Origin of the sequence: Endozoicomonas sp. OPT23, from assembly GCF_009653635.1 — a bacterium.
Taxonomy (GTDB): Bacteria; Pseudomonadota; Gammaproteobacteria; order Pseudomonadales; family Endozoicomonadaceae; genus Endozoicomonas_A.
This window is the reverse complement of record NZ_PPFD01000004.1, coordinates 249,483-274,385: the sequence shown is the minus strand read 5'-3', so window position 1 is coordinate 274,385 and position 24,903 is coordinate 249,483. Positions and strand designations below refer to the sequence as shown.

The 24,903-nt window shown below is 46.6% G+C and carries 21 protein-coding genes; 8 read left to right on the top strand and 13 right to left on the bottom strand.

What is annotated here, in order from left to right:
- Positions 1–476: 476 nt before the first annotated feature.
- The 3 genes from EOPP23_RS11700 to EOPP23_RS11690 form a co-directional block, all read right to left on the bottom strand.
- Positions 477–1,301, bottom strand: a complete 825-nt coding sequence (locus EOPP23_RS11700) for a protein-tyrosine phosphatase family protein (RefSeq protein ID WP_153766165.1) — start codon at positions 1,299–1,301, stop codon at positions 477–479.
- Positions 1,249–1,698 (bottom strand): hypothetical protein, encoded by a 450-nt coding sequence (locus EOPP23_RS11695; RefSeq protein WP_153766164.1) that lies wholly within the window; start codon positions 1,696–1,698, stop codon positions 1,249–1,251. The genes EOPP23_RS11700 and EOPP23_RS11695 overlap by 53 nt, the downstream gene beginning before the upstream one ends.
- Before the next feature lie 215 nt (positions 1,699–1,913).
- Positions 1,914–3,890 carry a hypothetical protein gene (locus EOPP23_RS11690; RefSeq protein ID WP_153766163.1) on the bottom strand — a complete coding sequence of 659 codons (1,977 nt, stop codon included), beginning with the start codon at positions 3,888–3,890 and terminating at the stop codon, positions 1,914–1,916.
- Positions 3,891–4,331: 441 nt separating this feature from the next.
- Between EOPP23_RS11690 and EOPP23_RS11685 the strand changes: the two genes are divergently transcribed.
- Positions 4,332–5,063: an NAD(P)-binding oxidoreductase gene (locus tag EOPP23_RS11685; protein WP_153766162.1), complete on the top strand. Its 732-nt coding sequence runs from the start codon at positions 4,332–4,334 to the stop codon at positions 5,061–5,063.
- Positions 5,064–5,173: 110 nt separating this feature from the next.
- Positions 5,174–5,737, top strand: a complete 564-nt coding sequence (locus EOPP23_RS11680) for a DJ-1/PfpI family protein (protein ID WP_153766161.1) — start codon at positions 5,174–5,176, stop codon at positions 5,735–5,737.
- Here EOPP23_RS11680 and EOPP23_RS11675 read toward each other — a convergent pair.
- The gene (locus EOPP23_RS11675; RefSeq protein WP_153766160.1) at positions 5,706–5,996 is read right to left on the bottom strand and encodes a ribbon-helix-helix domain-containing protein; all 291 of its coding nucleotides are present in this window, start codon (positions 5,994–5,996) and stop codon (positions 5,706–5,708) included. The two genes, EOPP23_RS11680 and EOPP23_RS11675, sit on opposite strands and share 32 nt — an antisense overlap.
- 247 nt (positions 5,997–6,243) lie before the next feature.
- Here EOPP23_RS11675 and EOPP23_RS11670 point away from each other — a divergent pair, with 247 nt between their 5' ends.
- A complete protein-coding gene (locus tag EOPP23_RS11670) occupies positions 6,244–7,440 on the top strand; it encodes a bifunctional alpha/beta hydrolase/OsmC family protein (protein WP_153766159.1) in 1,197 nt (398 codons plus the stop codon).
- 87 nt (positions 7,441–7,527) lie between these two features.
- Here EOPP23_RS11670 and EOPP23_RS11665 read toward each other — a convergent pair whose 3' ends face one another.
- The gene (locus tag EOPP23_RS11665; RefSeq protein ID WP_135510504.1) at positions 7,528–7,734 is read right to left on the bottom strand and encodes a cold-shock protein; all 207 of its coding nucleotides are present in this window, start codon (positions 7,732–7,734) and stop codon (positions 7,528–7,530) included.
- A gap of 902 nt (positions 7,735–8,636) precedes the next feature.
- A complete protein-coding gene (locus EOPP23_RS11660; protein ID WP_135510504.1) occupies positions 8,637–8,843 on the bottom strand; it encodes a cold-shock protein in 207 nt (68 codons plus the stop codon).
- A gap of 587 nt (positions 8,844–9,430) precedes the next feature.
- Between EOPP23_RS11660 and EOPP23_RS11655 the strand changes: the two genes are divergently transcribed.
- From EOPP23_RS11655 to EOPP23_RS11635, 5 genes are all read left to right on the top strand, one after another.
- Complete coding sequence (locus tag EOPP23_RS11655) at positions 9,431–10,237, top strand: MurR/RpiR family transcriptional regulator (protein ID WP_228550691.1); 807 nt, start codon at positions 9,431–9,433, stop codon at positions 10,235–10,237.
- Between the two features lie 178 nt (positions 10,238–10,415).
- On the top strand, positions 10,416–11,438 hold the full coding sequence (locus EOPP23_RS11650) for an ABC transporter substrate-binding protein (protein WP_153766158.1): 1,023 nt from the start codon (positions 10,416–10,418) through the stop codon (positions 11,436–11,438).
- A 102-nt stretch (positions 11,439–11,540) separates the two neighbouring features.
- Positions 11,541–13,763, top strand: a complete 2,223-nt coding sequence (locus tag EOPP23_RS11645; RefSeq protein WP_153766157.1) for an iron ABC transporter permease — start codon at positions 11,541–11,543, stop codon at positions 13,761–13,763.
- The gene (locus EOPP23_RS11640; protein ID WP_153766156.1) at positions 13,760–14,827 is read left to right on the top strand and encodes an ABC transporter ATP-binding protein; all 1,068 of its coding nucleotides are present in this window, start codon (positions 13,760–13,762) and stop codon (positions 14,825–14,827) included. Before EOPP23_RS11645 ends, EOPP23_RS11640 begins: the two co-directional genes overlap by 4 nt.
- 15 nt (positions 14,828–14,842) lie before the next feature.
- A complete protein-coding gene (locus EOPP23_RS11635) occupies positions 14,843–15,655 on the top strand; it encodes an inositol monophosphatase family protein (RefSeq protein ID WP_153766155.1) in 813 nt (270 codons plus the stop codon).
- Positions 15,656–15,712: 57 nt separating this feature from the next.
- Here EOPP23_RS11635 and EOPP23_RS11630 read toward each other — a convergent pair whose 3' ends face one another.
- From EOPP23_RS11630 to iolC, 7 genes are all read right to left on the bottom strand, one after another.
- Positions 15,713–16,582, bottom strand: coding sequence for an ABC transporter permease (locus EOPP23_RS11630; RefSeq protein ID WP_153766154.1), 870 nt, complete (start codon positions 16,580–16,582; stop codon positions 15,713–15,715).
- Positions 16,579–17,424, bottom strand: coding sequence for an ABC transporter permease (locus EOPP23_RS11625; RefSeq protein ID WP_153766153.1), 846 nt, complete (start codon positions 17,422–17,424; stop codon positions 16,579–16,581). Before EOPP23_RS11625 ends, EOPP23_RS11630 begins: the two co-directional genes overlap by 4 nt.
- A 136-nt stretch (positions 17,425–17,560) precedes the next feature.
- Positions 17,561–18,715, bottom strand: a complete 1,155-nt coding sequence (locus EOPP23_RS11620) for an extracellular solute-binding protein (protein ID WP_228550690.1) — start codon at positions 18,713–18,715, stop codon at positions 17,561–17,563.
- Between the two features lie 47 nt (positions 18,716–18,762).
- Complete coding sequence (locus tag EOPP23_RS11615) at positions 18,763–19,848, bottom strand: ABC transporter ATP-binding protein (protein ID WP_153766152.1); 1,086 nt, start codon at positions 19,846–19,848, stop codon at positions 18,763–18,765.
- A 183-nt stretch (positions 19,849–20,031) separates the two neighbouring features.
- Entirely contained in the window at positions 20,032–20,931 is a 900-nt protein-coding gene (iolE, locus tag EOPP23_RS11610; RefSeq protein WP_153766151.1) for a myo-inosose-2 dehydratase, read from the bottom strand.
- Between the two features lie 135 nt (positions 20,932–21,066).
- A complete protein-coding gene (iolD, locus tag EOPP23_RS11605) occupies positions 21,067–22,923 on the bottom strand; it encodes a 3D-(3,5/4)-trihydroxycyclohexane-1,2-dione acylhydrolase (decyclizing) (RefSeq protein ID WP_153766150.1) in 1,857 nt (618 codons plus the stop codon).
- The gene (gene iolC / locus EOPP23_RS11600) at positions 22,923–24,875 is read right to left on the bottom strand and encodes a 5-dehydro-2-deoxygluconokinase (protein ID WP_153766149.1); all 1,953 of its coding nucleotides are present in this window, start codon (positions 24,873–24,875) and stop codon (positions 22,923–22,925) included. The genes iolD and iolC overlap by 1 nt, the downstream gene beginning before the upstream one ends.
- Positions 24,876–24,903: the final 28 nt, after the last annotated feature.

Genomic DNA, 24,903 nt, shown 5'->3' with positions numbered 1-24,903 from the left:
AAGTGAAACGATACATCGCCGATGGTAGTGTGGGGTTTCCCCATGTGAGAGTAGGTCATCGCCAGGCATTGAATTAGAGAAGCCCAGTTGAGAAATCAGCTGGGCTTTTTTTATGTGACGAAAAAACGGTAGAACTATCCGATCCTATCTGCCCCCATCCATTTTCCATAGCTGCGGCGCATGGAAGTGACAATTTTTTCAGGAACAAAATTGGACAGCTTTTAGGCTGCGCGAAGAGTGGAATACAGGGAGGTATTCCATCTATCGATGGTAGTGTGAGCTCAGAGGAGAGAGTCCCATGTGAGAGTAGGTCACTGGTTTTCGCTCTTCGGTAACTGCTCCTGCGTTACCCTATCACCTACATCCTTGTAGGCGTGTAAAACCAGAATACCGTACATCCATGTACATGATCGCCAGGCACTAAATATAAAAACCCTAATAGCTAAGCTGTCGGTTTTTTTGCCTGGAAGAATAATTTAGTTCTCAGGTTTTGGCGTAAACTGCTTTGCATAGCGTGTAGCTTCATCTCTGATGAATAATATCTGCTTCCAGCTTTGAACAAAGTCTGCATTTCTGGACATTCTTCCTTGCACCAGAACGCTGAATACTTCGGAGTTAATAGCGTTAATATCGAGCTCACCACGTTTTGCCTTGGTACGAAGGTATCTAAGAGCAAACAATACCCCAGTACGACCTTCTCCCTGTTGGCAGTTGATCACAAGCTTTTCTGACCCTTCATGGCGCTCTACTTGCTGGTCAATTAGCTCATGCAAGGCGTCCATTGAGTCAGGGTCAAGTACGCCCTGGTCGGGCCAGGAATTGCAGTGTATACGGCAGAAGGTTGCTTGTTCTCCGTGTTGATCTGTTAATTCAAACTCAGTGATAGTTGAATTTGAAGACTGGTTAGTCGCTAAAGCCTGAACGGTATAGTCTGAAACCTTATGCTCTTTTCCATCAGATAATTCATTCCAGACTGCTGCAGGATCATCCTTTTTTTCCTGTTTGTCGAATAAGTCTATAAGGACCTTTGCATCTTCATGAGTCACAATATGAAGCATTGATGAAGTATCTGCTGCGGTAGTTGCTGGCATGGCAATACCAGCTTCAGTGTCATCGTATTTAATATGACTGGCATTTAACGGTTTTTCAGGAAGATCAACAGAACCCGATATTTTTACCTGACTGTGAAGAAATGGAAGCTGTCGTAATGGGCACTTTGGTATACCAGTATCATAAATTATATTTAAATCACTGGAAAATCCGCCTTCGATTTTCGTAATAATTGGGAGCTCTATCTTCATTTCTCTGTATGCATCCAGATAAAGCCCGCTGGGTAGCAGTGACTCTGTCTCTTGACCTGGTTGTACTGCTTTCTATCGCAGCTATCTTTTCCATATAGTTGTCAGCGATTTCAGGAGTAAACTTACCCAGAACAATGTTGCCTGCTGATATTTCAGGGCACGTAAAGCTATAAGGTTTTACGCTTTCTTTTGTAGTAGCTCGCTCCGTAATAGGAGGTGTCAGGCCTGATGTACGAACGCCTGAATTCTCCTTGAAATATTCAGTAACCTCATCGGTTTTTCCAACAGTTCGTGCGGAGAAGGATGCATGTTCTTCTACTGTCTTTGTAGTCTCCTGACCTCTGGGAGGTCGCGGACTGCCAGAGGAAGAGGGAGTTATTCCCGGAGTGTCAGCCATTTACATGGTCTCTAAAGGCGCTGTTATGTTGTTATCGACAGTCGCGAAGTGTGATTTAAATCAGAGTATTAAAATCTATTCATGATTGCTTGCAGGTCGCTTTCTGCGGTTTTCTTATTGTGTTTAAAAAGTGAATATTAACTCTCCACTCCCTACTTTCCACCTCCCCTAAAGGTTAAAGCCAACAGCTACTCTGAACTGCTGCAGTAATTTAATTATTTCACCCCTTGTACTCTGCATTCTGGAGTATGCCTTTCCAGTATGCCTAATAGCTCGTCGCAGAACTGCTTACAGCTTGTATTGATTTTTGAGCATTGTTGAAGTTTTTGATACAAGGTTATCAGTTGTGGAGTAAGGTGTTTGATCAAAAGATATCTTTTATACATTTTATGAGTATATATATGATGTAAAACATTGTTCAGTTGTTGCTTATAAGACGTCTTATATGAAGGACAGATATGTTCAGAAGGAGCGCATTCATACAGAGTGTTTAAAGTATGAAGTAAGGCCTCTCTGCTGTTATCGCTTTGTGAAATCTTTGATAACTCAGAAACTGTATAGTTATTGCGAAGAGCAGCCTTTCTGATAACTTCAACACTTCTGTCATCAAGACCAAAGCAAATAAGAATTGACTGTATATCTCGAGCTTTACTATGGAGGCTAGATGGAGATTCGTGCTTAAGATTATTGAGCGTTAAATGATTCTGTAGCTGTCTCAGTGTTAAGCGCAGGAGTCTGAATAGAGTCTGTTTATTATTCGCTGAAAGTGCTTCAGCACAGGGCAAAACCTGTTTTTGAAGCCAGCCTGTTTTGAGTAAAGAACCTGCAGAATATTGTTTGAATTTTGTATCATACTGCTTGATCAATTCAGGCATTTTTTGCCATGCATTTAGCCTTTGCTGTAGTTCATAGAGCTTTCTGTTTAACGTTGATGATCTCAGTTCGTGGCAGAGCCATTGTAGATGGTCGGTTTCTGTCTTGAGTTCTCCCTTACATGAAGGCGGGTGTTGAAGAGCTTGCCTGCAAGTTCCATAAAGTTGGTCAAAAGCAGATTTCAGGCTTTTTTGAATAGACCTTTCAAAGCATATAGGGGCTTCATGAAGGTTTGTATACGCAGTGACGTATAACCAGTCTTGTTGACTGACTGCTTCAGCAAGTTTTGTGACTTCTTTATGCCAGCTATTCCATACAGAAACATCACTCTCCAGCTTCTTAATACGAGGCAAGTGATGATCGACGTCGAAGCGGCCTTGTCTAAGCAAAGACTTTGCTTCTTCTAGAAAGGAGTTCGGATCGGAGCCTCTGGCCATGGCATCTTCAGCAGCGCCAAGCATTAAGGATAAGCGTTTATTGGGGTCTTTCTCTTCTTTAGCCCTCTGCTCTAGCTCTTCTAATTTCATTCTGTTGATTTCGTCGAGATATACTGGTGAAGTGAGAAGTGGTTTCAGGACATGAATAAATTCATCCAGTTTTTCGGTTGGTAGAGCCAGATGGAGGCCAGCTATTCTAGATTGAGCGAAAAATTCCTTGTCCAGAATAACGTAAACCGTTCTATTTATTTTCTGAATCAACTTATTTCTGTCGATAAAGGTCATTTCAGAAACATTTTCGGTTAAGTGGCGAATCAACTGTTGTAACATATCAATACTTACGCCCGTAGCTGGATATTTGAAAGAAAAACTATCGGGTAAAAGTTGTTTGTCTGGATCACCATTTAGAAGCTTAACTTTGCTATCAAGCTCACTTTGAAACTGTCTGTGAAACTCTGCAGTTAAAAACTTTCTGAAGCGACAAAAGCAGACGGTGTTTTCCAGCTCCAATAGAAGAAGATTATCTCCTTTCTTCATCTCCGCCAGCTGTAATAACAAGTATTCCTGGATTGATGGACCGATCAGTGATTTCTGCACATCGGTCAGTTCTTCGGTATTAGGCAGAATACTTTGATGTAATAGTGTTGAGGCATCCGTTAGTTTTTTTGATTGAACAGCATGAGTAAAGTTACTTTCTTTCACTGACAGCCTGACAGCTCTTGACCTGAGAGCTTGTGCCGTTTGTGGATGATCCACGCGGGCTCTGTTTACCTCACTGTGTCCGGTTTTGACAATAGGAGGAAGTTTTACATCTGGGCCTTTTGTTTCAGGCGCTTTAGTAAAGCTGTGCAGATATGCTGAAGATAAGGGGCGGCTGTCCATTGCTCTGACCTGCGAACTGAATGATATGCAGGTTAGAAGCATTGCAGGGGGTAAAGTTCATAACAGGCAGGTAAGAATGACTGACGAGTTCATGACTGCCAAATAACAAAGCTACCCCGCATCCTGCAGGGTGAGTGGTGAAGATTATCCTGAGCTCCGAGCTATTGCTTCTGGCTTCCCGCTTTCACCTCCCTGTGGGTAAACTGGCAGGCAACTGATGTTCCCCCAACAGTTCTGCCTTTCCCCAAACATGGTCTTAGCCTTGTTGGAAGCTACTGTACCTGCTGCGAGCAATACTCGAATCAGGAGAAATGCGAAAAGTTCTGTGATTGAACCTGATCACCAGAATCAGTTAGTGTATGGATACTGATCAGAATTCTTCTTTACGCACACTGGAAGCATCAATCCGTATTTTTAATGCTCGAACCGAATGGAGAAAGGATGGCCATTTTTGTTGCAGGAGCTTCCGGAGCAACCGGGCGGCTTCTAGTGAGTCAGCTTATTGATAGCGGTGAATCGGTCAGAATTGTTTTACGGGAAGGAAGTGACTTTCCTGAGCACCTGATCAACCATCCACAACTTGTGGTAGTCAGACAGAATCTACTGGATCTGTCTGTTCAGCAGTTAGCATATATACTCGAAGGCTGTTCAGGTGTTGTGTCTTGCCTTGGGCATACTCCCACCTTCAGCGGTGTTTTTGGTCAGCCGAGAAGTCTGGTACTCGATGCCGTAAAGCTGCTTTGTCAGGCCATTGAAGTAAATTCCCCCGGTAAACCAGTCAAACTTATCTTGATGAATTCTACGGGTTGCGCGAATCCAGACATTGATGAACAACCGCCGCTTTCTCAGAGAGTTGTTGTCAGCCTTCTACGCTGGTTATTACCACCCCATAGAGATAACGAAATGGCGGCAGCTTATCTCAGCGAGCAAGTTGGATCGGACAGCAATACAATAGAGTGGGTTGCTGTAAGGCCTGATGCATTAACTGACGAAGTAGTTGTAAGTGATTACAGCTTGTTTCCGTCACCGGTTCGAAACGCTATTTTTGATTCAGGTAAAACAAGCCGAATCAATGTTGGCCATTTTATGGCAGAGCTTCTGACTAATGACGAGTTATGGCGTCAGTGGTGTTGGCAGAGACCGGTTATATACAATAATGAATTCACTGCCTGAATTCAAAATAGAATAGAGATGTAGTATAGGGTTACTACCTTAAACACTTGGTCAAAGCGTAACCTGTCAGTGCGTGCTAATAATCAAAACAACAGAAGCAGGTACCGACGATGAAAAAAGTACTGATGATTGCCGGCGATTTTGTAGAAGACTATGAAATCATGGTTCCCTTTCAGGCACTGCTGGCTATGGGCTTTGAAATTGATGTTGTCTGCCCTGACAAGAAAGCGGGTGACACTATAGCCACTGCCATTCACGATTTTGAAGGTGATCAAACCTATACCGAAAAACCGGGCCACCGGTTTGCTTTGAATGCAGACTTTGATGGAGTTTCTCCTGCTAACTACGACGGGTTAATGATTCCTGGTGGCAGGGCGCCTGAATATCTGAGATTGAATGAACAGATACTGTCGCTTGTAAGGTCGTTTGATGAGAGTGAAAAACCAATTGGGGCTATCTGCCATGGCGCTCAACTTCTGGCTGCAGCTAATACCATAGAGGGCAGAAGTATCTCTGCGTATCCTGCTTGTTCTCCCGAAGTGAAGATGGCAGGAGCAAGCTATGCCGACCTTGAAGTGGATCAGGCAATTACAGATGGTCACTATGTAACAGCACCAGCCTGGCCTGCTAATCCGGCCTGGATCAGGCAGTTTGCAGACTTATTGAACCAGTAGTTTTATTGATCAAAAACGTAGTACAGGCAACCCGGAGTAATGAAGCGAAGTTATTTACCTCTCCATAACGCTCCAGTACCTCGCTATAAAGTTTGCCGATGAATTGAGGAATAGTAGTGCTTTCTTCATCGGCCATTTGCTGCAACAAATCCCAAAAGCGATTCTCCAGTGAAATACTGGTGACATGTCCTTGAAGTCTCAGCGACCGGCTGCTTCGTGAATAGAGTTGGTTATCAACACCAGCGTATAGATCGCACATAGAATCCTCCTGAATAGATTTGTTTCGTTCGTTCCATGCTCTATGGGCTACGAATTAATGTAACAAATATTCGGAGTTTCAGTCAGAAAAGATCGTTCGTGTTAACGGGAAGTATTGTCAGGTGTTTTCTTGAGAGCAAAATAATTAGCTGTAAACATTGTATTCAGGCATCCGGATACGAAGATAAGTCGTATATTTCAGTGATGGTGAATAAATACTTTTACTAACGGTTTAACAGGATACAGTGATGCGTACTAAAGTTCATTTTGAAAGCCACGGCATGACCTTGGCCGGAATGCTGGAAACCCCTGAATCGAACATCCGCTGTTATGCCTTGTTTGCACACTGTTTTACCTGTGGAAAAGATATAGCCGCGGCTTCACGTATAGCGCGTGCCCTGACCAGTAAAGGGATCGCTGTGCTGCGCTTTGATTTTACCGGGCTTGGTAACAGCGATGGTGATTTTGCCAACACCAACTTCTCTTCCAATATGCAGGATCTTTTAGCGGCTGCTGATTTTCTGCGCAAAGATTACCAGGCTCCTGAGCTACTTATTGGGCACAGTCTGGGTGGTGCAGCGGTGCTTGGGGTGGCTAAGGGTGTTCCTGAAGCAAAAGCGGTTGTGACTATTGGCGCGCCCCATCAGGCAGAGCATGTGTCTCATAATTTTTCTGCATCCATAGATGCCATAGAAGAGAATGGTGAAGCGGAAGTCAGCCTTGGTTCACGTAAGTTTATTATCAAGAAACAGTTTCTGGATGATATTGCACATCAGCAGCGTGATATCAGCAATATGAAGAAAGCACTGTTGGTTATGCACTCTCCTCTCGACAGTACCGTTGCTCTTTCTGAGGCTGAGAAAATTTATCGGGAAGCTCGACACCCCAAAAGCTTTGTTTCTCTGGACGACGCGGATCACCTGTTAACACAAAGGCATGATGCAGAATACGCTGCTGAGATTATTTCTTCCTGGGTGACACGTTACCTTCCTGCAGAAGAGGTTTATACCCAGACTGTTGAAAAAGGGCACGTTCTGGTAGAAGAGAAAAACCATGTATTCTCGCAACATGTCAGCAGTAACAGTCATTACTGGTTAGCGGACGAACCGCTGTCAGCAGGCGGCAATAACGTTGGGCCCGATCCTTATGAACATCTTTTGGCTGGCTTAGGTGCCTGTACGGCGATGACTTTACGGATGTATGCAAAGCATAAAAATCTGCCTCTGGATCATGTATCAGTAGGGTTGAGCCATCGAAGGGATTACATAGAAGACTGTTCTGACTGTGAAGATCAGGGTGAGGCTATTGAAGTTATTGAGCGTAAAGTGACGATTACCGGGGATCTGTCCGACGAACAACGAGCCAGTATTTTGCGGATAGCGGACAGATGTCCTGTGCATAGAACTTTGCACAAAGGCGTGAAGGTGAAAACAGGGCTTATGTAAGTGTGATAAACAAAAAAGGCAGCACCCGAAAGTACTGCCTTTTCACACTTCACATCAAGTGAAGCAATTCAGCTGTATAGCCAGTCCTTACAGAGGACGGATATCTTCAGCTTGAGGGCCTTTCTGGCCTTGAGTTACGGTAAACTCAACCTGCTGGCCTTCAGCCAGAGTCTTGAAGCCGTCGCCAACGATCTGACGGAAATGGGCAAACACGTCAGGACCGTTTTCCTGAGCGATGAAACCAAAACCTTTCTCTTCGTTGAACCACTTAACAGTACCGGTAGTAGTAGACATAATCATATCCTGAAATTTTCAAACTGTTTTTAAAACAGCCTTAACAAAAGTGTGCCTGCACTGTTTTGACAACAGTAAAGGCGATAAAGCTAGAAGTCTTTTTATTATTTATGAAGAACATGACGGGCTACTACACCCGGAACAATCAATCTATACATAAAGAATCAAACACACTTGTAACGTGGAGCCCATTCTACAGCCTTTTTAACTTCCAGCAACGAGTATATTCCAAATTAAATAGGTCGGAATGTCTTACTAAAATGGATTTCTGCCTATAAAGAGTTTGTGAGAAGTATGGTTTTTCTCGTAACGGTAGAAAGTTCGAAGGCATTACATTCCCAATAATGGCAAACACCGAATGAAAGTATCGACGACTTCTCCCTCTGACGACTGAGTGAGAGTAAGTGATAGAGTGAGAAGCCTGTATGATGTGAATAAAGCGGATTGTTGTTAATGAGTAATGACCCAGAAAAAGAAATAGTTCTAATCCGCGGGGTGCCAGGCAGTGGCAAAACCACAATCGCCCAGAAATCCTACCCTCAGCATCTTTTGTGTGAAGCGGACCAGTTTTTTTACGATGATGATGGAAACTATAGTTAGCCAGCCACTCGCTGAGTGAGATGTGAATATTCAGGTCAGTTTGTTATGGGATTTTGGTCAAATAAGCCTATGTTTAGCGAGTATTCCGTACCTTATCATCACGGGCCACTTTTATGTTTCAGACCGTTCTTGGAAGTTCAGGTCTTTAAATAGTTCGGTTCGAACATACTTCACTTTGTTTAAGTTATGTGTTCGTTTTGGAAAGTCCACTACCCTTCCCGGAACAAAAAAAGGCAGTGCCCGAAAGCACTGCCTTTTCACACTTCACATTAAGTGAAGCAATTTAGCTGTATAGCCAGTCCTTACAGAGGACGGATATCTTCAGCTTGAGGACCTTTCTGGCCTTGAGTTACGGTGAACTCAACCTGCTGGCCTTCAGCCAGAGTCTTGAAACCATCGCCAACGATCTGACGGAAATGGGCAAACACGTCAGGACCGTTTTCCTGAGCGATGAAACCAAAACCTTTCTCTTCGTTGAACCACTTAACAGTACCGGTAGTAGTAGACATAATCATATCCTGAAATTTTCAAACTGTTTTTAAAACAGCCTTAACAAAAGTGTGCCTGCACTGTTTTGACAACAGCAAAGGCGATAAAGCTAGAAGTTTTGTTATTACTTATGAAGAACATGACGGGCTACTACACCCGGAACAATCAATCTATACATAAAGAATCAAACACACTTGTAACGTGGAGCCCATTCTACAGGCCTTTGAACTTCTGGCAACGAGTAGATGCCAATTTAAATAGGTCAGAATGTCTTACTAAAACGGATTAACGCCTATGACTAGCCTGAAAAAAACATGGTTTTATCGTGAATGTAGATGCTTTTCAGGGACTATTTCGCCAATGTGCTAGCTGTGATTATTTTGCGCATAAGAGATCAGTAGTATGAAGAAATAGGCTTTATCCTGCTTCCCTAGCGCAACATGTAGTGAGACTAAAAAATTTCTTCATAGGCTCTCCAGGTAAACTTTCTGCATTGATGTCGCGTTGAGTCAGTGGCTATATCTACTGTAATTCAATCACAGTGTTGTTTTATTTTTCTAAAAAAAGGAAAATATATTCTAAATAAAGTTTCAGAGAGTGATGTCCATTGATCCCGTCTTCCGATTTTAACAAGCTGAAAGCTGAAATTGCGGACCAGTTTCCGCAGCTCAGTAAGCGCCTGAAGCAGGTTGCTGAATTTGCTTTAAGCAACCCGAACGATATGGCTCTTGAAACCATAGCGATCATCGCCCGAAAGGCCGAAGTGCAGCCCTCAACATTGATTCGTTTTGCCAAGTTTTTTGGTTATGACGGGTTTACGGAAATGCAGAGAATCTTTAAAGGTCGTTTAGCCAGTCAGAGCGACTATAAGGCGCGTATTAAAGCGTTTGCTCCCGAAGGTGAAAATCCTACCGGTCTTTATGATGATTTTTTTGAAGGCTCGATCAGCTCTCTTGAAGAGCTAAGAAACCAGTTGGATCCGGAAACGCTGAATCAAGCCATTGAACAACTAAAGAATGCCGATACAGTTTATCTGGCAGGCTATCGTCGTGCATTTCCGGTAGCTGCATACTTTCAGTACGCTTTCAGTCATCTTGATAAGAAAGTGGTTCTGCTTCATGGTCTGGGTGGCATGCTTGAAGAGCAGGCAAGAGTCATGAGTCAGAGTGATGTTCTACTGGCCATCAGTTTTCGGGAGCACTCGGAAGAAGTGATCAGTCTGGTAAAAAGTGCCGGAGAAAAAGAAGTGCCCGTGATTGCGGTAACAGACAGTGGTCTGGGTCCTATAGCCTCGAAAGCCAGCATTTGCCTGGAAGTAAAAGATGCCAAAGTGCAGGGCTTTCGTTCATTGAGTGCAACGATGTGTCTGGCCTTGATTCTGGTTGTTGGTCTGGGGAAAGAGTCTCTGGAATGATTTTTGGGATTAATAATTTCATTAGTGGTCGATGTAAAATATTTATTTCATTTTTGTTTCACTATGGTAGTGTAGGAACTTCATAAAAAAAGAATAATAAAAATACAGAAATCAACCAATTGAGTTAAAGACAGGGTCTTTCAATGGATTGATTTTTGAGACAGGAGTTTTCTCTAGTATGAAGCGTCTCACTCTAATGGCTCTTGCCCTGGCGACGAGTTTTACGGCTACATCCTCTTTTGCCAAGAACAGCCTGAATGTCATTTGCTCCACGGATAGTGAGTGGTGCAAATTGATGGAAACGGCTTTCGAAAAAGAAACCGGCATTGATGTTGCGTTGGTTAGAAAAAGTTCAGGTGAAGCGTTCGCTCAGATACGAGCAGAAAAGCGCAATCCAAAAATAGATATCTGGTGGGGCGGTACCGGTGATCCACACCTTCAGGCAGCGGCCGAAAACCTGACTCAATCTTATACTGCCGATAATTCAAAAGGGTTGCTGGATTGGGCTAACCGTCAGGCGACACAAGCTGACAATAAGACAGTAGGCATCTACGCGGGCGCTTTGGGCATCGGTTACAACGCAAATATTCTCAAGCAAAAAGGACTGCCTGCCCCCGTCTGCTGGAAAGATCTGGCTAACCCTATCTACAAAGGTGAAATTCAGGTCGCAAACCCTAATTCTTCAGGTACTGCTTACACTGCTCTCGCGACTGTCGTTCAGCTGTTTGGTGAAGAAGAAGGTTTTAACTACCTCACCCAGTTGCACAGCAACATTAACCAGTACACAAAATCAGGTTCCGCACCGATTAAAGCGGCTGCTCGTGGTGAAACCACCATCGGAATCACGTTTATGCACGACATGATCAAGCAGGTGAAAAAAGGGTTCCCTATCAAGGTTGTCGCTCCTTGTGAAGGCACCGGTTATGAAGTGGGTTCCATGAGCATTATCAAGGGCGCCCGTAATCTGGCTAATGCCAAACAGTGGGCCGAATTTGCTCTGAGACCTGATATCCAGTCCATGGCAGTGAAGGCAAAATCCTATCAGGTGCCATCTAATGCCTCTGCAGTCGTTCCGGCTGAAGCACCTAAACTGTCCGACGTAAAACTGATCGATTATGACTTTGCCACTTACGGCTCCAGCGATGTTCGCAAACGTCTGCTGAAACGTTGGGATACTGATGTAAAGTCTTTGCCTCGCTGAGACCACTTCAAACAAGCATAAATGCGCCACAGTCTTCTAATTGTGGCGCTCTTTTCAAATTGTAATATCTCCAACATCATTACAAGACAGGATGTTGTATTCATGTCAGTAAAACACCCCTTTATTCCCTGGTTGCTGGTTGCCTGGGCAGCCTATCTGCTTCTTCCCTGGTATGTGCAGGAAGATGGTTTCTGGTCAATGACCTGGCTTTTGGATGGCTATCTCGCTGAAGAAGATTATGCATCAGCGATCGTTCATGGTTTTTCATACGACAAAGCATGGTTACTACCCTTAGGCTTGTGCTTGATCGCGCCTTTATTGGCATTGAGATACCCAAAATACAATCCGGCTTATGGACGAACACTCATAGCATCAGGTGCAACCGGACTGGGTTGGTTAATCCTGCAGGGATTGGCCATTGGCATATCGGGTTGGGAGATCAACAGCCTTGAATCCCTGTTCGGTGTGCTCGAAACACGACAATTTGGTTTGGGATACGGCGCATTACTGACCGCTGTTGGCTTTCTTGTCGTACTGACAACAGGGCTTGCTGCCAGAGGTGCGATGAAGGGCGATGTATTTGTAACATCAGCCATTGGCGGTGTGATTCTTCTGGTTCTTGTTTTTGTCTTCTACCCTGTCAGTCAAATTCTGTTCAGTGCTTTTCAGAATGAAGAGGGTCGCTGGGCTTTAGGTGGTTTTTACCAGTCATTAACCAGCGACAGTATTTGGGGGCTATCCTGTCTCGCAGATAACCGAAGCTGCGGTGTGGCCTGGAATTCAGTATTCCTGGCGGTGTTGACCGGTGTTTCAACCACGTTGCTGGGGCTTGCTTTTGCTTTGATCGTGACCCGAACGGGGTTCCGATATAAAAAATCCCTGCGCCTGTTAACCATTCTTCCCATTGTTACGCCTCCTTTTGTTATTGGTCTGGCTCTGATCCTTTTATTTGGTCGCTCCGGCATAGCTACACAGTTTTTCTCGGATCTTCTGGGTATAGAAGCCGGGCGCTGGTTGTATGGTCTACCGGGTATATGGTTAGCGCAATTACTGGCGTTCACGCCCATTGCTTTTATGGTATTAATTGGTGTTGTAGAAGGCATCAGTCCTTCTATGGAAGAAGCCTCCCAGACATTACGAGGCTCCCGCTGGCAGACGTTTCGTCATGTATCTTTACCCTTGATGCGCCCGGGATTGGCCAATGCTTTCCTCATAGGGTTCATCGAAAGCATGGCGGATTTTGGTAACCCAATGGTATTGGGTGGTAACTACGATGTGCTTTCTACTGAAATATTCTTTGCCATAGTTGGTGCGCAAAACGACCAAAGCCGTGCAGCGGTACTGGCAATAGTCTTGCTGTTCTTTACGCTCAGTGCCTTCTTTATTCAACGAATGTGGCTGGGCAAAAAATCCTATACAACTGTGTCTGGCAAAGCAGAATCCGGTGCTGCTATGCCGGTGAATAAAGGGCTTAAATGGCTCAGCTACGGCACAGCCCTGCCTTGGGCTCTATTCACAATAGTGATTTATGGCATGGTCATGTTCGGAGGCTTTGTATCCAGCTGGGGATTCGATCACAGCTTTACCCTCCAGCATTACAGCGATGCCTTTGCTCTGAGCTGGGGAGAGTTTGGGTTAGTCTGGGAAGGACAAGCCTGGGATTCACTCTGGACCACACTGAGTATATCAGCCATTGCTGCTCCCCTGACCGCAGCCGTTGGGTTGTTGACGGCTTATCTGCTGGTTCGTCAGAACTTTGCCGGTAAAGATGTCTTTGAGTTTGGCACCATGCTCAGTTTTGCTATTCCCGGAACGGTAATAGGTGTCAGTTATATTCTGGCATTCAATGTACCCCCTCTGGAATTGACCGGTACCGGCGTGATACTTGTTATCTGCTTTATGTTCAGAAACATGCCAGTAGGCGTGCGTGGTGGTATTGCAGCCATGTCACAGCTGGATAAAAGTCTGGATGAAGCTTCCCTGACGCTGGGCGCAAATAGCTTTACCACACTGAGAAAAGTCATTATGCCGTTGCTACGCCCAGCGATGATTGCAGCACTGGTTTACAGCTTTGTTCGAGCGATTACCTCGGTCAGTGCAGTCATCTTCCTTGTCAGCGCTGAGCATAATATGGCCACGTCGTTCATCATCGGACTGGTTGAAAATGGCGAATACGGCATTGCTATCGCTTATTGCAGCGTATTGATTATCATCATGCTGGCTGCTGTAACCGGTATTCAACTGGTGGTAGGTGAACGTAAATTGCGCAGCAAGAGTAGCGCAAGCGATCAGAATAAAAAGAAATTGCAGGAGCAGTTCGCATGAGTCTGGATTACAAGGCAGGATCTGTCGTCTTTGAAAAGGTCTCCAAGCATTTTGGCAACGTCACCGCCATTGATGATATTTCATTCACCATAGAGCCAGGTCAACTGGTGACTCTGCTGGGCCCCAGTGGGTGTGGCAAAACCACCACGTTGAGAATGATAGCCGGGCTGGAGCACCCTTCTGAAGGGCGTATTCTTATCGGTGACAAGGACGTTACGAACCTTCCTGCGACAGATCGTGACGTCAGTATGGTATTTCAATCCTACGCTCTGTTTCCTCATATGTCGGTGGCTGAAAATGTTGCCTATGGTTTAACTGTCAGTGGTACACGTAAATCCGAAGCGATCGAAAAAGCGTTAGAGGGATTGAATCTGGTAGGACTGGCAGACTATGGAAAAAGGCTGCCCAGTGAATTGTCTGGTGGCCAACAACAGCGAGTGGCTGTCGCACGTGCTCTGGTTCTGGAGCCGGAAGTCTTATTGCTGGACGAGCCTCTCTCCAATCTTGATGCCAAGCTTCGCAGGCATGTTCGTGAAGAAATTCGAGATCTTCAGCAGCAGCTTGGACTTACGGCGGTGTACGTGACCCACGATCAGGAAGAGGCCTTGGCTGTGTCTGATCAGATCATCGTAATGAACAAGTCAGTCATTGCCCAGCAGGGAACACCAAGAGAACTGTATGAATTGCCAGCTTCAGCGTTTATTGCTGACTTTATCGGTGATGCCAACCTGATCGTTGGTGAACTCGAAAAAAGAGACGGTGGTCTGGCAAGCATTAATGTGGGCGGGGTTGAGGTTAAAGTTCCTCACCGTGAACAGACACAGGGGCAGGTTACCCTGGCCGTACGACCGGATGCGGTCATTCTTCATCAGGATGCTGGCGCTACTGCGCTGGCGGGGGAAGTCACTCACGCCAGTTATCTTGGTAATCAGATTCAGTACACCATTGCCAGCGAGTTAGGAGAGCTGTTTGTTATCGATTACCGGGTAGATCAGCCTATGGTAAAAGGCAGCAGTATCGCACTGGACTTCAATGCCCGTGGTCTTGCGCTGGTTGCGGCTTAATAGAGGAGTAACCTAATGAATAGTGACTTTCCCGTCAGCCAGCTGACCGAGAGATTTAACGTCGCAAAAGCAGTGATCCAGTCAGCCGGTGCGCTTGCCTACAAATATTATCAGAGTCGGGAACAGCTGCAGGTTGAAAGCAAAGCCGAGCCTCAGGATGTGGTCAGCATTGCTGACCGGGAAGTGGAGACGGTTATCGATTCTGGTTTGAAAGCACACTTTGCAGATGATGGCTTTCTGGGTGAAGAGCATGGGCTTTCCGAAGGCAGTAATGACTGGCTCTGGATCGTTGATCCTATTGATGGCACGGCCTGCTTCCTGAATGGCCTGCATACCTGGTGCGTCTCCATAGCGTTACTGCATCAGGGAAAGCCGATGGCGGGACTGATTTATGATCCCAATGCCAATGAACTGTTTTCAGCCATGAAAGGACAAGGTGCTTTTGTGAATGGTAAACCAATGAGCTGCCATGCTGCAGACGGTTTGAAGCAAGGATTAATGGGCGTAGGGATTTCCCACCGTATGCCGCCTGAAGCTTGCAGCCAGTTCATTCAAAGCTTGCTGGAAGAGGGCGGAATGTTCGTCCGCAACGGTTCAGGTGCATTGATGCTGGCTTATGTGGCGGCTGGCCGTTTGGTTGGTTATTACGAACCACACATTAATTCATGGGATTGCATGGCAGCCGTCGTATTGATTACGGAAGCAGGCGGTGTTGTAAATGACTTTCTTGCGGGTGATGGTTTGTTGCAGGGTAATCCAATACTGGCCTCTGCTGGCGGGGTTTCATCAGATCTTGAAAGACTTACCAAGCTGCACTTAAACCGTTGAGGAAAACGGAGGCAGGACTTACTCCTGCCTCCGTTTTTTTAGAACTTTCCTACATCCTTACTTTCCTATCTTTGACAAAGTCTCCGGCTTCATAAACTTGTCTACGATCAGCATAAACAATATTGAAGGTACCAACAGTATCAACGCTGTGATGGAGGCTATCTGGTAGTTGCCTTCCATACTGGCGTTATACAGCAGCATGGGCAAGGTAATAACATCCGGAGCACCGACAAAGAAGGTACCGGTAAATTCGTCCAGAGACTCCAGAAAGACAAAGATACACCCTGCTAAAACCCCGGGCAGTGCCTGTGGCAGAGTAATGGTGAAAAACGTCCTTAAAGGCGAAGCACCGAGATTACGGGCGGCTTTTTCCAGATCTTCATCAACACTGCTGAAAGCCGCAACGGTTATCCAGACTGAGAACACCATTCCGTGCACGGCATGAACCAACACCACGCCAACCACAGTGCCATTTAAATCCAGTTCGTAAAATAATCTGGCTACGTTGATATAAACGGCCAGATTAGGAAATGCCTGTGGCATCAGAAATAACAGCATCACAAAGGCACGAGCAGGAAGACTCCGCCTTGCCAGCGCATAGCCTGCTGGTACGGAAACCAGCAAACAAACGACAACCGTAGTTAAAGCGATCATGACGCTGGTGGCCAGTGATGACATGGCATCGCTGTGAGGCCCGAACACCTGCTGCCAGTATTTCAAGCCATAGGTGACGGGCAGCTTATGGGGAAAATACCAGATTTCTGTTACGGCCCAGAGCAACAGATTAAGCAACGGGCCAAAAATCAGCAGAGCCATTAGCAGAATCAGAAGGGCTTGAAGAACGACGCTGGTTATACCCTTAATCTGAAGCTTGGAAAGCCAAAGAGAACGATGACTTGGCGAGTTGTTAATAGTTGCAGTTATCATGCGTGCTGACCTCCTGCGCCGTTTTCATTACGGAGCGAATGTTTGAGGTAATACCAGGCTAATACAGCAGTCATCATCCAGGAGATAAAACCAAGGGCATTGGCGACACCGTAATCGCCATATGAGCTGATTCTAAAAGCCATATCAGCCGTCATCATGGTCGGAGTACCGGTTCCCAGCATCAGCGGAACGCTCAATACTGAAAGCATGGTGACAATTGACAGAATTAACGCAACACCAACGGTGCCGGTTATCTGCGGCAGAATGATCTGGAACAGAGTTCGAACTCTACCCGCGCCCAGATTAGCGGCAGCCTGAATTTGCGAACGATCCATTGCAGCCATCGCGCCGGCAATCATCAGGGTGGCAAAAGCGGTTTGTTTCCAGACAAACGTGAACACAATACCGCTCCAATCCAGAAATGAAACAGCCTGAAGGGGTGTAATCAGGTCGGCGGACATCAGTGCATTGTTCATCAAACCATTCTTGGCCAGAAAGGTTCGCATGCATTGGGCAGCAACAATAAACGGAATAAACAACGGCCAGCGATAGATAGCGGCCAGTAGGGCCACCAGACGACGATTCCCCGACAAAGTCAGAATTCCGGCTATGGTGATCGACATCAGGGCGATGATAACGGCAGAGAGTGACACTATACCGACAGTGAACACAATATCAGTGCCATAGAGCTCCGTCGCTTTTATGAAGTGATCAAACCCGTATTGGTCGTCTACTGCAAAAGCGGACTCAATGGATGACAAAAGAGGAATAATAAACAGTCCGACGACCATTAATAGTGCCGGAACCAGCATTAATATCGTAAAAAAACGGGATTGATTCATAACAAAGAAACATCCGGAATGAGCACGGTGGCTAATGGTTGACTGGACAGTGACTGAACGTGTCCGAATTAAACTCCGGACACGTTCAAAACACTATTCAGACAGACGAGTTGATTAAGAGACTGTCTGAAAAGTCTCAGTTAGAGACCTTGCGCTCGTAACTTTCCTTGATGTCATCAAAGTAAGAAGCAATCGGGAAGCTTTTGCCTTTGCTGGCCAGGTCTTCCGGAGTTATTTCTACAAACAGTTTGTTCCAGCTTGCTGTATCCATTTCAGCCTTAACGTGCTGTGCGTCGATGCCTGGGTACCAGTTAAAACGCTTAACAATACCGTTAGCCTGAACATTCGGGCTGGTGGCCAGTTCGATAAAGTCGCGAGCCAGTTTCATGTTTTCAGCTCGCTTTGGCAGCACGTAATACATAGGTTGTCCGGGCATGCCTGGTGCAATCAATTGCAGTTTTACACTGGGTGGCACTTTGCCCTGTGCTTTCCATGAATAGAACATATCAACCCAGACAGGTCCCATGTAGATTTCACCACGGTTCAGCATGTCCAGAGTTCCGGCGTTACCTGGAGTGAAAGTGATGTTCTTGTTGAAATCTTTCAGGTCAGCAAGGGCTTTGTCCCAGTTGTTTTTCACAGCAGGATCATAAGGTCCCTGAGTCAGGGTTTTAGCATCAGAGCCGTAAGCGTATATCCAGCCAGTGACAAAACTGACTCCGGACATACCATTCTTGATGCCGTTATAGCCGAAAGTTTTGGGATGTTTTTTCGTGAACGCGACCAGCTCATCATAACTGGTAGGAGGCTGTGGAATGATATCGCTGTTATAGGCGATGGCCGTCTGGCTGTGGAACATCGGCATAACAAAGCCGTCTACATCAGAACCCAGAGCATTCTTCGTGGTTGTTCTGGAAGCCAGTTCACCGGTACGAATTTCATTTTTAAAATTGGACAACAGGTTTTCAGTCACCAGCTTGCCACCAAATTTCTGGTGAACAACCGCTACATCGATGTCATAACTGTTGGCGTTGCTTTTTTCCTGAGCCACCAGCTTCTCAAATATTTTGTTGGAACCGGAATCTCCGGGACCGGTACCGACGACTCTTACCTTAACACCAGGATGGCTTTCTTCGAATTTGGGTGCCAGATACTCTTTGACGTAATCGACCATGTTCTGGCCACCGGCTGATGCGACATTAAGCACAGTTTCTGCCGATGCAGTTTGTACGGACAAGCCTAAAATAGCGGTTAGACAGCCGCTGGCAATGGCTTTTAGTTTGAACATCATTGTTTCCTCGGTTGTTGTTATTTTTATCGTTCTTCCATGAAAATCTATCAGGCAGACTCGACTTCCGAAGCTGCCGGATAAATATGCAGGGCTTCCGGCGGCAGGCTGATTTGAATCAGTGACTTTTCGTTTATAGCTACCGGGTGATCAATGACACAAGTACTGCCACCCAGCTGAATGCTATGGCGATAACTCTGCCCCATATACGCTGTTTGCAAAACAATACCGCTGGCCTGATGATCAATCTCGTCAGAGTCGTCTTTAAACGACAAACTTACTTCATTGCTGCGAAAGTAAACGTCCACCTTGCCTTCATACCGGTCCCCCGACGTTCTGGTTAGAGGAACAGTTTTATTCAGTTGATCAAGAAACAGCTCTGTTCCATCGTTTTTTCTGAGTACCGTACCCGTGAGCTTGTTTTCGGCGCCCATAAAGTCCGCAACAAAGGGCGTTGCCGGAGAGCAGTAGAGGCTTTCTGGTGTACCCGCCTGTTCGATCTTACCGTTATTTAGAATGATGATTTTGTCAGCCATGGACATGGCTTCTTCCTGATCATGGGTCACCATAATGGCGGTGAACCCAAGTCTCTTCTGTAATGCTTTTATTTCATGGCGAACAGACGCTCTGACTCGTGCATCGAGGTTGGAGAGCGGTTCATCCAGAAGCAGTAGAGAGGGTTCAACGGCAAGGGCTCTGGCCAGAGCCACTCGCTGACGTTGGCCGCCAGAAAGGTCGGTGACAGAGCGGTGTACATAGTCAGTAAGGTTTACCAATCCCAGAATATGGCTGATTCGTTGTTCAATCTCAGCTTTACCCAGTTTTCGCAATTTCAAGGCGTAGGCAATATTCTGGAACACTGTCATGTGTGGCCAGAGTGCATAGGACTGAAAGACCATGGCCATGTTTCGCTGTTCGGGAGGCAGCTCAGTGATATCGGTATCTTCAACGATCAGCGAACCGGATAAGGGTTTAATAAAACCTGCCAGAACTTGTAATAGTGTGGTTTTGCCACAGCCTGAAGGGCCAAGCAGAGCTACGAACTCTCCCGGCTTGATAGAAAAAGAAATATCATTCAAGACTGTTGTTTTGCCATAACCTGCAACCAGCTCGGATACTTGCAGTGAATCAGACATTGTTAATACGACTCTGCTTTTTATTTTTCTTATAAAAACGCCACTGTTCTAGATCTCTGTTTAATTTCTGATTTCGAGAAAGTGGCATTTCCTGCTTATGACGATCTGATTTATCTTAACGAAGTATCCAGATCGTTCACGACTGCCCATTTTTTACATTAACCGTATTAAATTTTAATTACATTAGGGTGTCAGGTTTATATCCGCTTCCTGACACAAGGCTTTCAAATTGTTGGCACCTAATGTGGCATAGGTCAAAGGATGAGCAATAATGGGATCCTGCTCAGCCTCAACCACCAGCCATCCTTCGTAATGACAGGTTTTAAGCACGTTGAAAATTGCCGGGTAATCAACACAGCCATCTCCCGGAACGGTGAAAACGCCATTCAGCACAGAATCAAGGAAGCTCAGATTACGGTTCAGTGCATCGTCAAGCACGCTGGCGCGTATGTCTTTACAGTGAACGTGATTGATTCTGGCGGCATGCTTCTGTGCGAGATTCAATGGATTTCCACCAGCGTAGGTAATGTGACCGGTATCCAGTAACAAGCCAACAGCTTCACCTGTGTGCTGCATCAGCAGATCAATATCCTGCTCTGACTGAACGACAGTTCCCATGTGATGATGATAGGCGATTTCGACGCCCCGTGAACGGGTGTATTCAGCAAGCTCTGTCAGTTTGCGGCCAAATTCAATCCAGGTTGTCTCATCCATCGTGGGTCTGTGGAGCAGAGGCTTACTTTGATCACCATGGATGCAGTCAGTGACTTCGCAGTACACCATTACTTTGGCACCCAATGATTGCAATAAATCCAGGTGATCTTCTATGGCAGCAATTTCTTCTTCTACTGAATGAGCCAGCAACCGGCCACTGAACCAGCCAGACACCAGATTTAAACCATGGCTATCGAGGATAGGACCAAGAACCTCAGATGATCTCGGAAATTTGTTACCCAGTTCAAAGCCGGAGAAACCCGCCTGCTTACCTTCAGACAGGCAGACCTCCAAAGGGGTGTCTGCACCCAGCGATGGCAGGTCATCATTGGTCCAGGTCAGCGGGTTGATGCCAATACGTACCGTCATTTTATTATTCCGCAAATTCTTATTTTTATACGCTTTCAGTGTATAGACACACTTAACCGAATATTAACTGCCCTTTGCCCGCCTCCTGCGGGTAAAGGACTTATGAGTTCGTATGCCCATACCATCCAGAAAGATTCAGTAAGGCTGCTGTTTTTTCTCTGCCAGATAGCCTTCTCTGGCCTGTACGACTTCGTCCCGTTGTGAAACTTCCGGAATAGCGACGTCCCACCAACAGCTACCTTCAGAGGTTGTGAACGGATCGGTGTCCAGAGTGATAACGTAAGAACGACCTGCTGACTTGGCTCTGACCATGGCCTGTTCAAGACCACCTATGCTGTCAACTTTTTCGGAAAGAGCGCCCATGGCTGCGGCATGGGCAGCGAAATCAATTTTCGGAGCCCCTTCTTCAACCGTACGACAGTTCTCAAGAAGGTTATTGAACGGGGCACCGCCCGTTGCATTCTGCAAACGGTTGATACAGCCATAACCCCGGTTATCAAGCACGACAACGATGATTTTGTGTCCCAGCATCACACTGGTAGCCAGTTCTGAGTTCAGCATCATGTAGGAACCATCACCAACCACAACGATGACATCACGATCCGGGCTGGCCATTTTCACACCCATCCCTCCGGCAATTTCGTAGCCCATGCAAGAATAGCCGTATTCAAGGTGATAGCCTTTTTCGTGGTCGGTACGCCAAAGCTTATGTAGCTCGCCGGGTAAACCGCCGGCGGCACAAACGACAATATCACTGTTATCAGACGCTCTTTTGACAGCACCCAGAACCTGAGCATCAGAAGGCAGCCCTGTTTTGGTTTCAATGCCTTCAGCGGCTGTGACCTCGTCGTAATACTGATTCCATCGAGCGGTCAATTCCTGACCGGTTTTGATCCAGTCGCTATGAACCTGCCAGCTGGATAAACGCTCCTGTAAGGTATTCAGAGTGAGTTGGGCGTCAGATACCAGAGGCCAGGCGTTGTGCTTGATAGCATCAAAGCTGGCGACGTTAAGCTGGATTAATTGGACATCAGGGTTGGCAAAGAGAGTGCGTGAAGCCGTAGTGAAATCCTGCAGACGTGTGCCTACCGCGAGAACCACATCAGCCTCTCTGGCAAGGCGGTTGGCAGCTTCAGAACCGGTAACACCGATAGCACCGATGTTATTAGGGTGATCCCATAACAGGGAGCCCTTACCGGCCTGGGTTTCAACAACAGGAATACCAGTCTGCTCGGCAAACTGTTTCAGGGATTCGGTCGCATCGGAATAGTGAACACCGCCGCCCGCAATCAGAAGTGGTTTCTCGGCTGACTTCAATAGTGAGACGGCGTCGTTTAGCTCTCGTTGATCCGCCGATTGGCGACGTTGATAGTGAACCTTGGTATTGAAAAAGCTTTCCGGGTAATCATAAGCTTCTGCCTGAACATCCTGACAAAGCGAAAGTGTTACCGGACCACAATTTATCGGGTCAATCAGTGTCTGAACGGCGACGGGCAGACTGGTAATAATCTGCTCGGGACGAGTAATTCTGTCGAAATAGCGGCTCACCGGACGAAAACAGTCGTTTGTGGTAATGGTAGGATCACCATAGCATTCCACCTGCTGCAGAACTGGGTCTGGCGTCCGATTGGCAAAGGTATCCCCCGGCAGAAAAAGCACAGGCAACCGGTTAACGTGTGCCAGTGCGGCTGCCGTCACCATATTGGCAGCGCCCGGACCGATGGAAGAAGTACAGGCCATCATACGACGGCGATTATTGGCTTTGGCAAAGGCAATAGCAGCGTGAGCCATTCCCTGTTCATTGTGAGCTCTGAACGTGGGCAGTTCTTCCTGTGCCTGATACAAAGCTTCACCGAGACCAGCAACATTGCCATGTCCGAAGATGGCAAAGACACCTTCAAACAGAGGCTGGACCTTACCGTCTATGTCAACACACTGGGCAGAAAGGTATCTGACCAGTGCCTGTGCCATGGTTAAACGTACGGTTTTCATTATACTTTCTCCATGCCGCGGTTCTTCCAGGCATCAATCAACTCAACATAATTGGCTGCAACCGCATCAATATACGTTTGATCATTTATCTCGCCTGCCAACCATTGTTTACTGGGTTCGCTGAACAATGAACGGCCAACGGTGAAACCTTTACAGATATCAATTCCGGCACTTTGATCAAAGCCTGCTTTCAGTTCCGATAAAGGCGCATCGAGACCGAGCATGACGACTCCTCGACAGTGTGGTGAACGTTCCCGAATGACGTCACTGATTTTTCTCCAAGCAGCGTTCGACATAGTTGGTAGCTTCCACCAGTCTGGTCGTACACCGAGGTTATAAAAACGAGTGAGAACATTAGCCAGAGTACTGTCAACCAGAGTATCGTCGTTTACACTGTTGCCCTGTGGCGGGATGATTTCCAACAAGAGTTCATGACCTGAATTACAGCAAGCCTTGAAGAGTTCCTTAACCTGCCTTTCCTGATTTAATCTGAGTTCGTGCTGGTCTGCAGGGTGATAGAAAACCAGACATTTAACGATGTGCTCTCTGGGCCAGGCCTTGAGGCGATCGCCAATAGAGCGGCCTCCTTCCAGTTCGATGGGTCGTGATGAAGGAAGCTCGACAGGTCTTCCTATCCACCAGCTTTTACCCGTCACCTCGTTAAGAGCATCCTGGCCGTATGTATCGTCGATCAAAACTCCGACATTACTACCCAGACCGGTTTGTCTGGCTCCGGACTCTGCGGCTTTGACCAGTAGCTGCTTCAACGTACCGATGGATTCCGGTGCGGCACCAGCTTCTCTGGCCATATCCAGAAGCTGCCTGCGATGATCAAACGCCAGCCCGCAGATTTCCTGTCGCTCCGGTGCTGAACGGGTCGTCACCCGATGAAGATAATTCAGTTCATCATCAAGATCAGGCCTTGGAATCGAGTCAGCATGCTCTATGTAATAATCCAGTTCTTCTGCCGAAGGAATCGCAGGAGCGCAACCATGGCGAGACACCACTAGCGCCCCGCAGGCATTGGCAAAGGTACAGCTTTGCTCGTTGGATTCACCCTTGAGCCAGCCTCGCAGGAAACCGGAAAGGAAAGCATCCCCTGCTCCCAGTACATTGAGAACGTCGACCTTTACACCCGTGAACACATCAAACTGATCCATGTGATCAGGAATATCGTTGTCCAGTACGGTGCAACCCAGTGCGCCCAGTTTCAGGACAATAGTAGCGTCAGTCAGTGAACGTATATTCCGGAGCGCAGTAATTGTATCGCTGCTGCCTCCGGCTATATGAACTTCTTCTTCAGTACCGACAATTAAATCCAGCTTAGGGAGTACCGACTGAAGATGAGATGAAACAGAATCGGATGAAATAAAGCGTGTTTCGCCGTCGCCGAGACTGGTCAAACCCCAAAGTACAGGGCGGTAATCAATATCCAGAATGACTTTTGTACCTGCTGCCCGGGCATAGTTGATAGCGGTTTTGCACGTTTCGAAAGTGCTGGCAGTAGAAAGGTGCGTACCGGTAATCAGCAGGCTTTTACTGGACGCTATGAATTCCGGCGTAAAGTCTTCGCTGCTCAGTGCCATGTCAGCGCAGTCATTGCGATAAAAAATAAGAGGGAAAGTATCTTTGTCTTTGATGCCCAGAATCACCAGACCCGTAAGACGATTTTTATCCGTCACTACATGACTGATATCAACGCCGCCGCGGGCAAGTTCTTCCCGGACAAAGCGCCCCATATGTTCGTCACCAACACGAGTCAGCATGGCCGACTTCAGGCCAAGGCGCGCTGTGCCGTAGGCAATATTTCCGGAAGAACCGCCCAGATATTTGGCAAAACCGGCCATGTCTTCCAGTCGACTGCCTACTTGTTCCCCGTAGAGATCAACAGCTGCTCTGCCAAGGCAAATTACGTCCAGTGATCGCAGGCTTGATGGATTGTTCGTTAACATTCTATGTGTACTCCCTGACAGAGGTTCG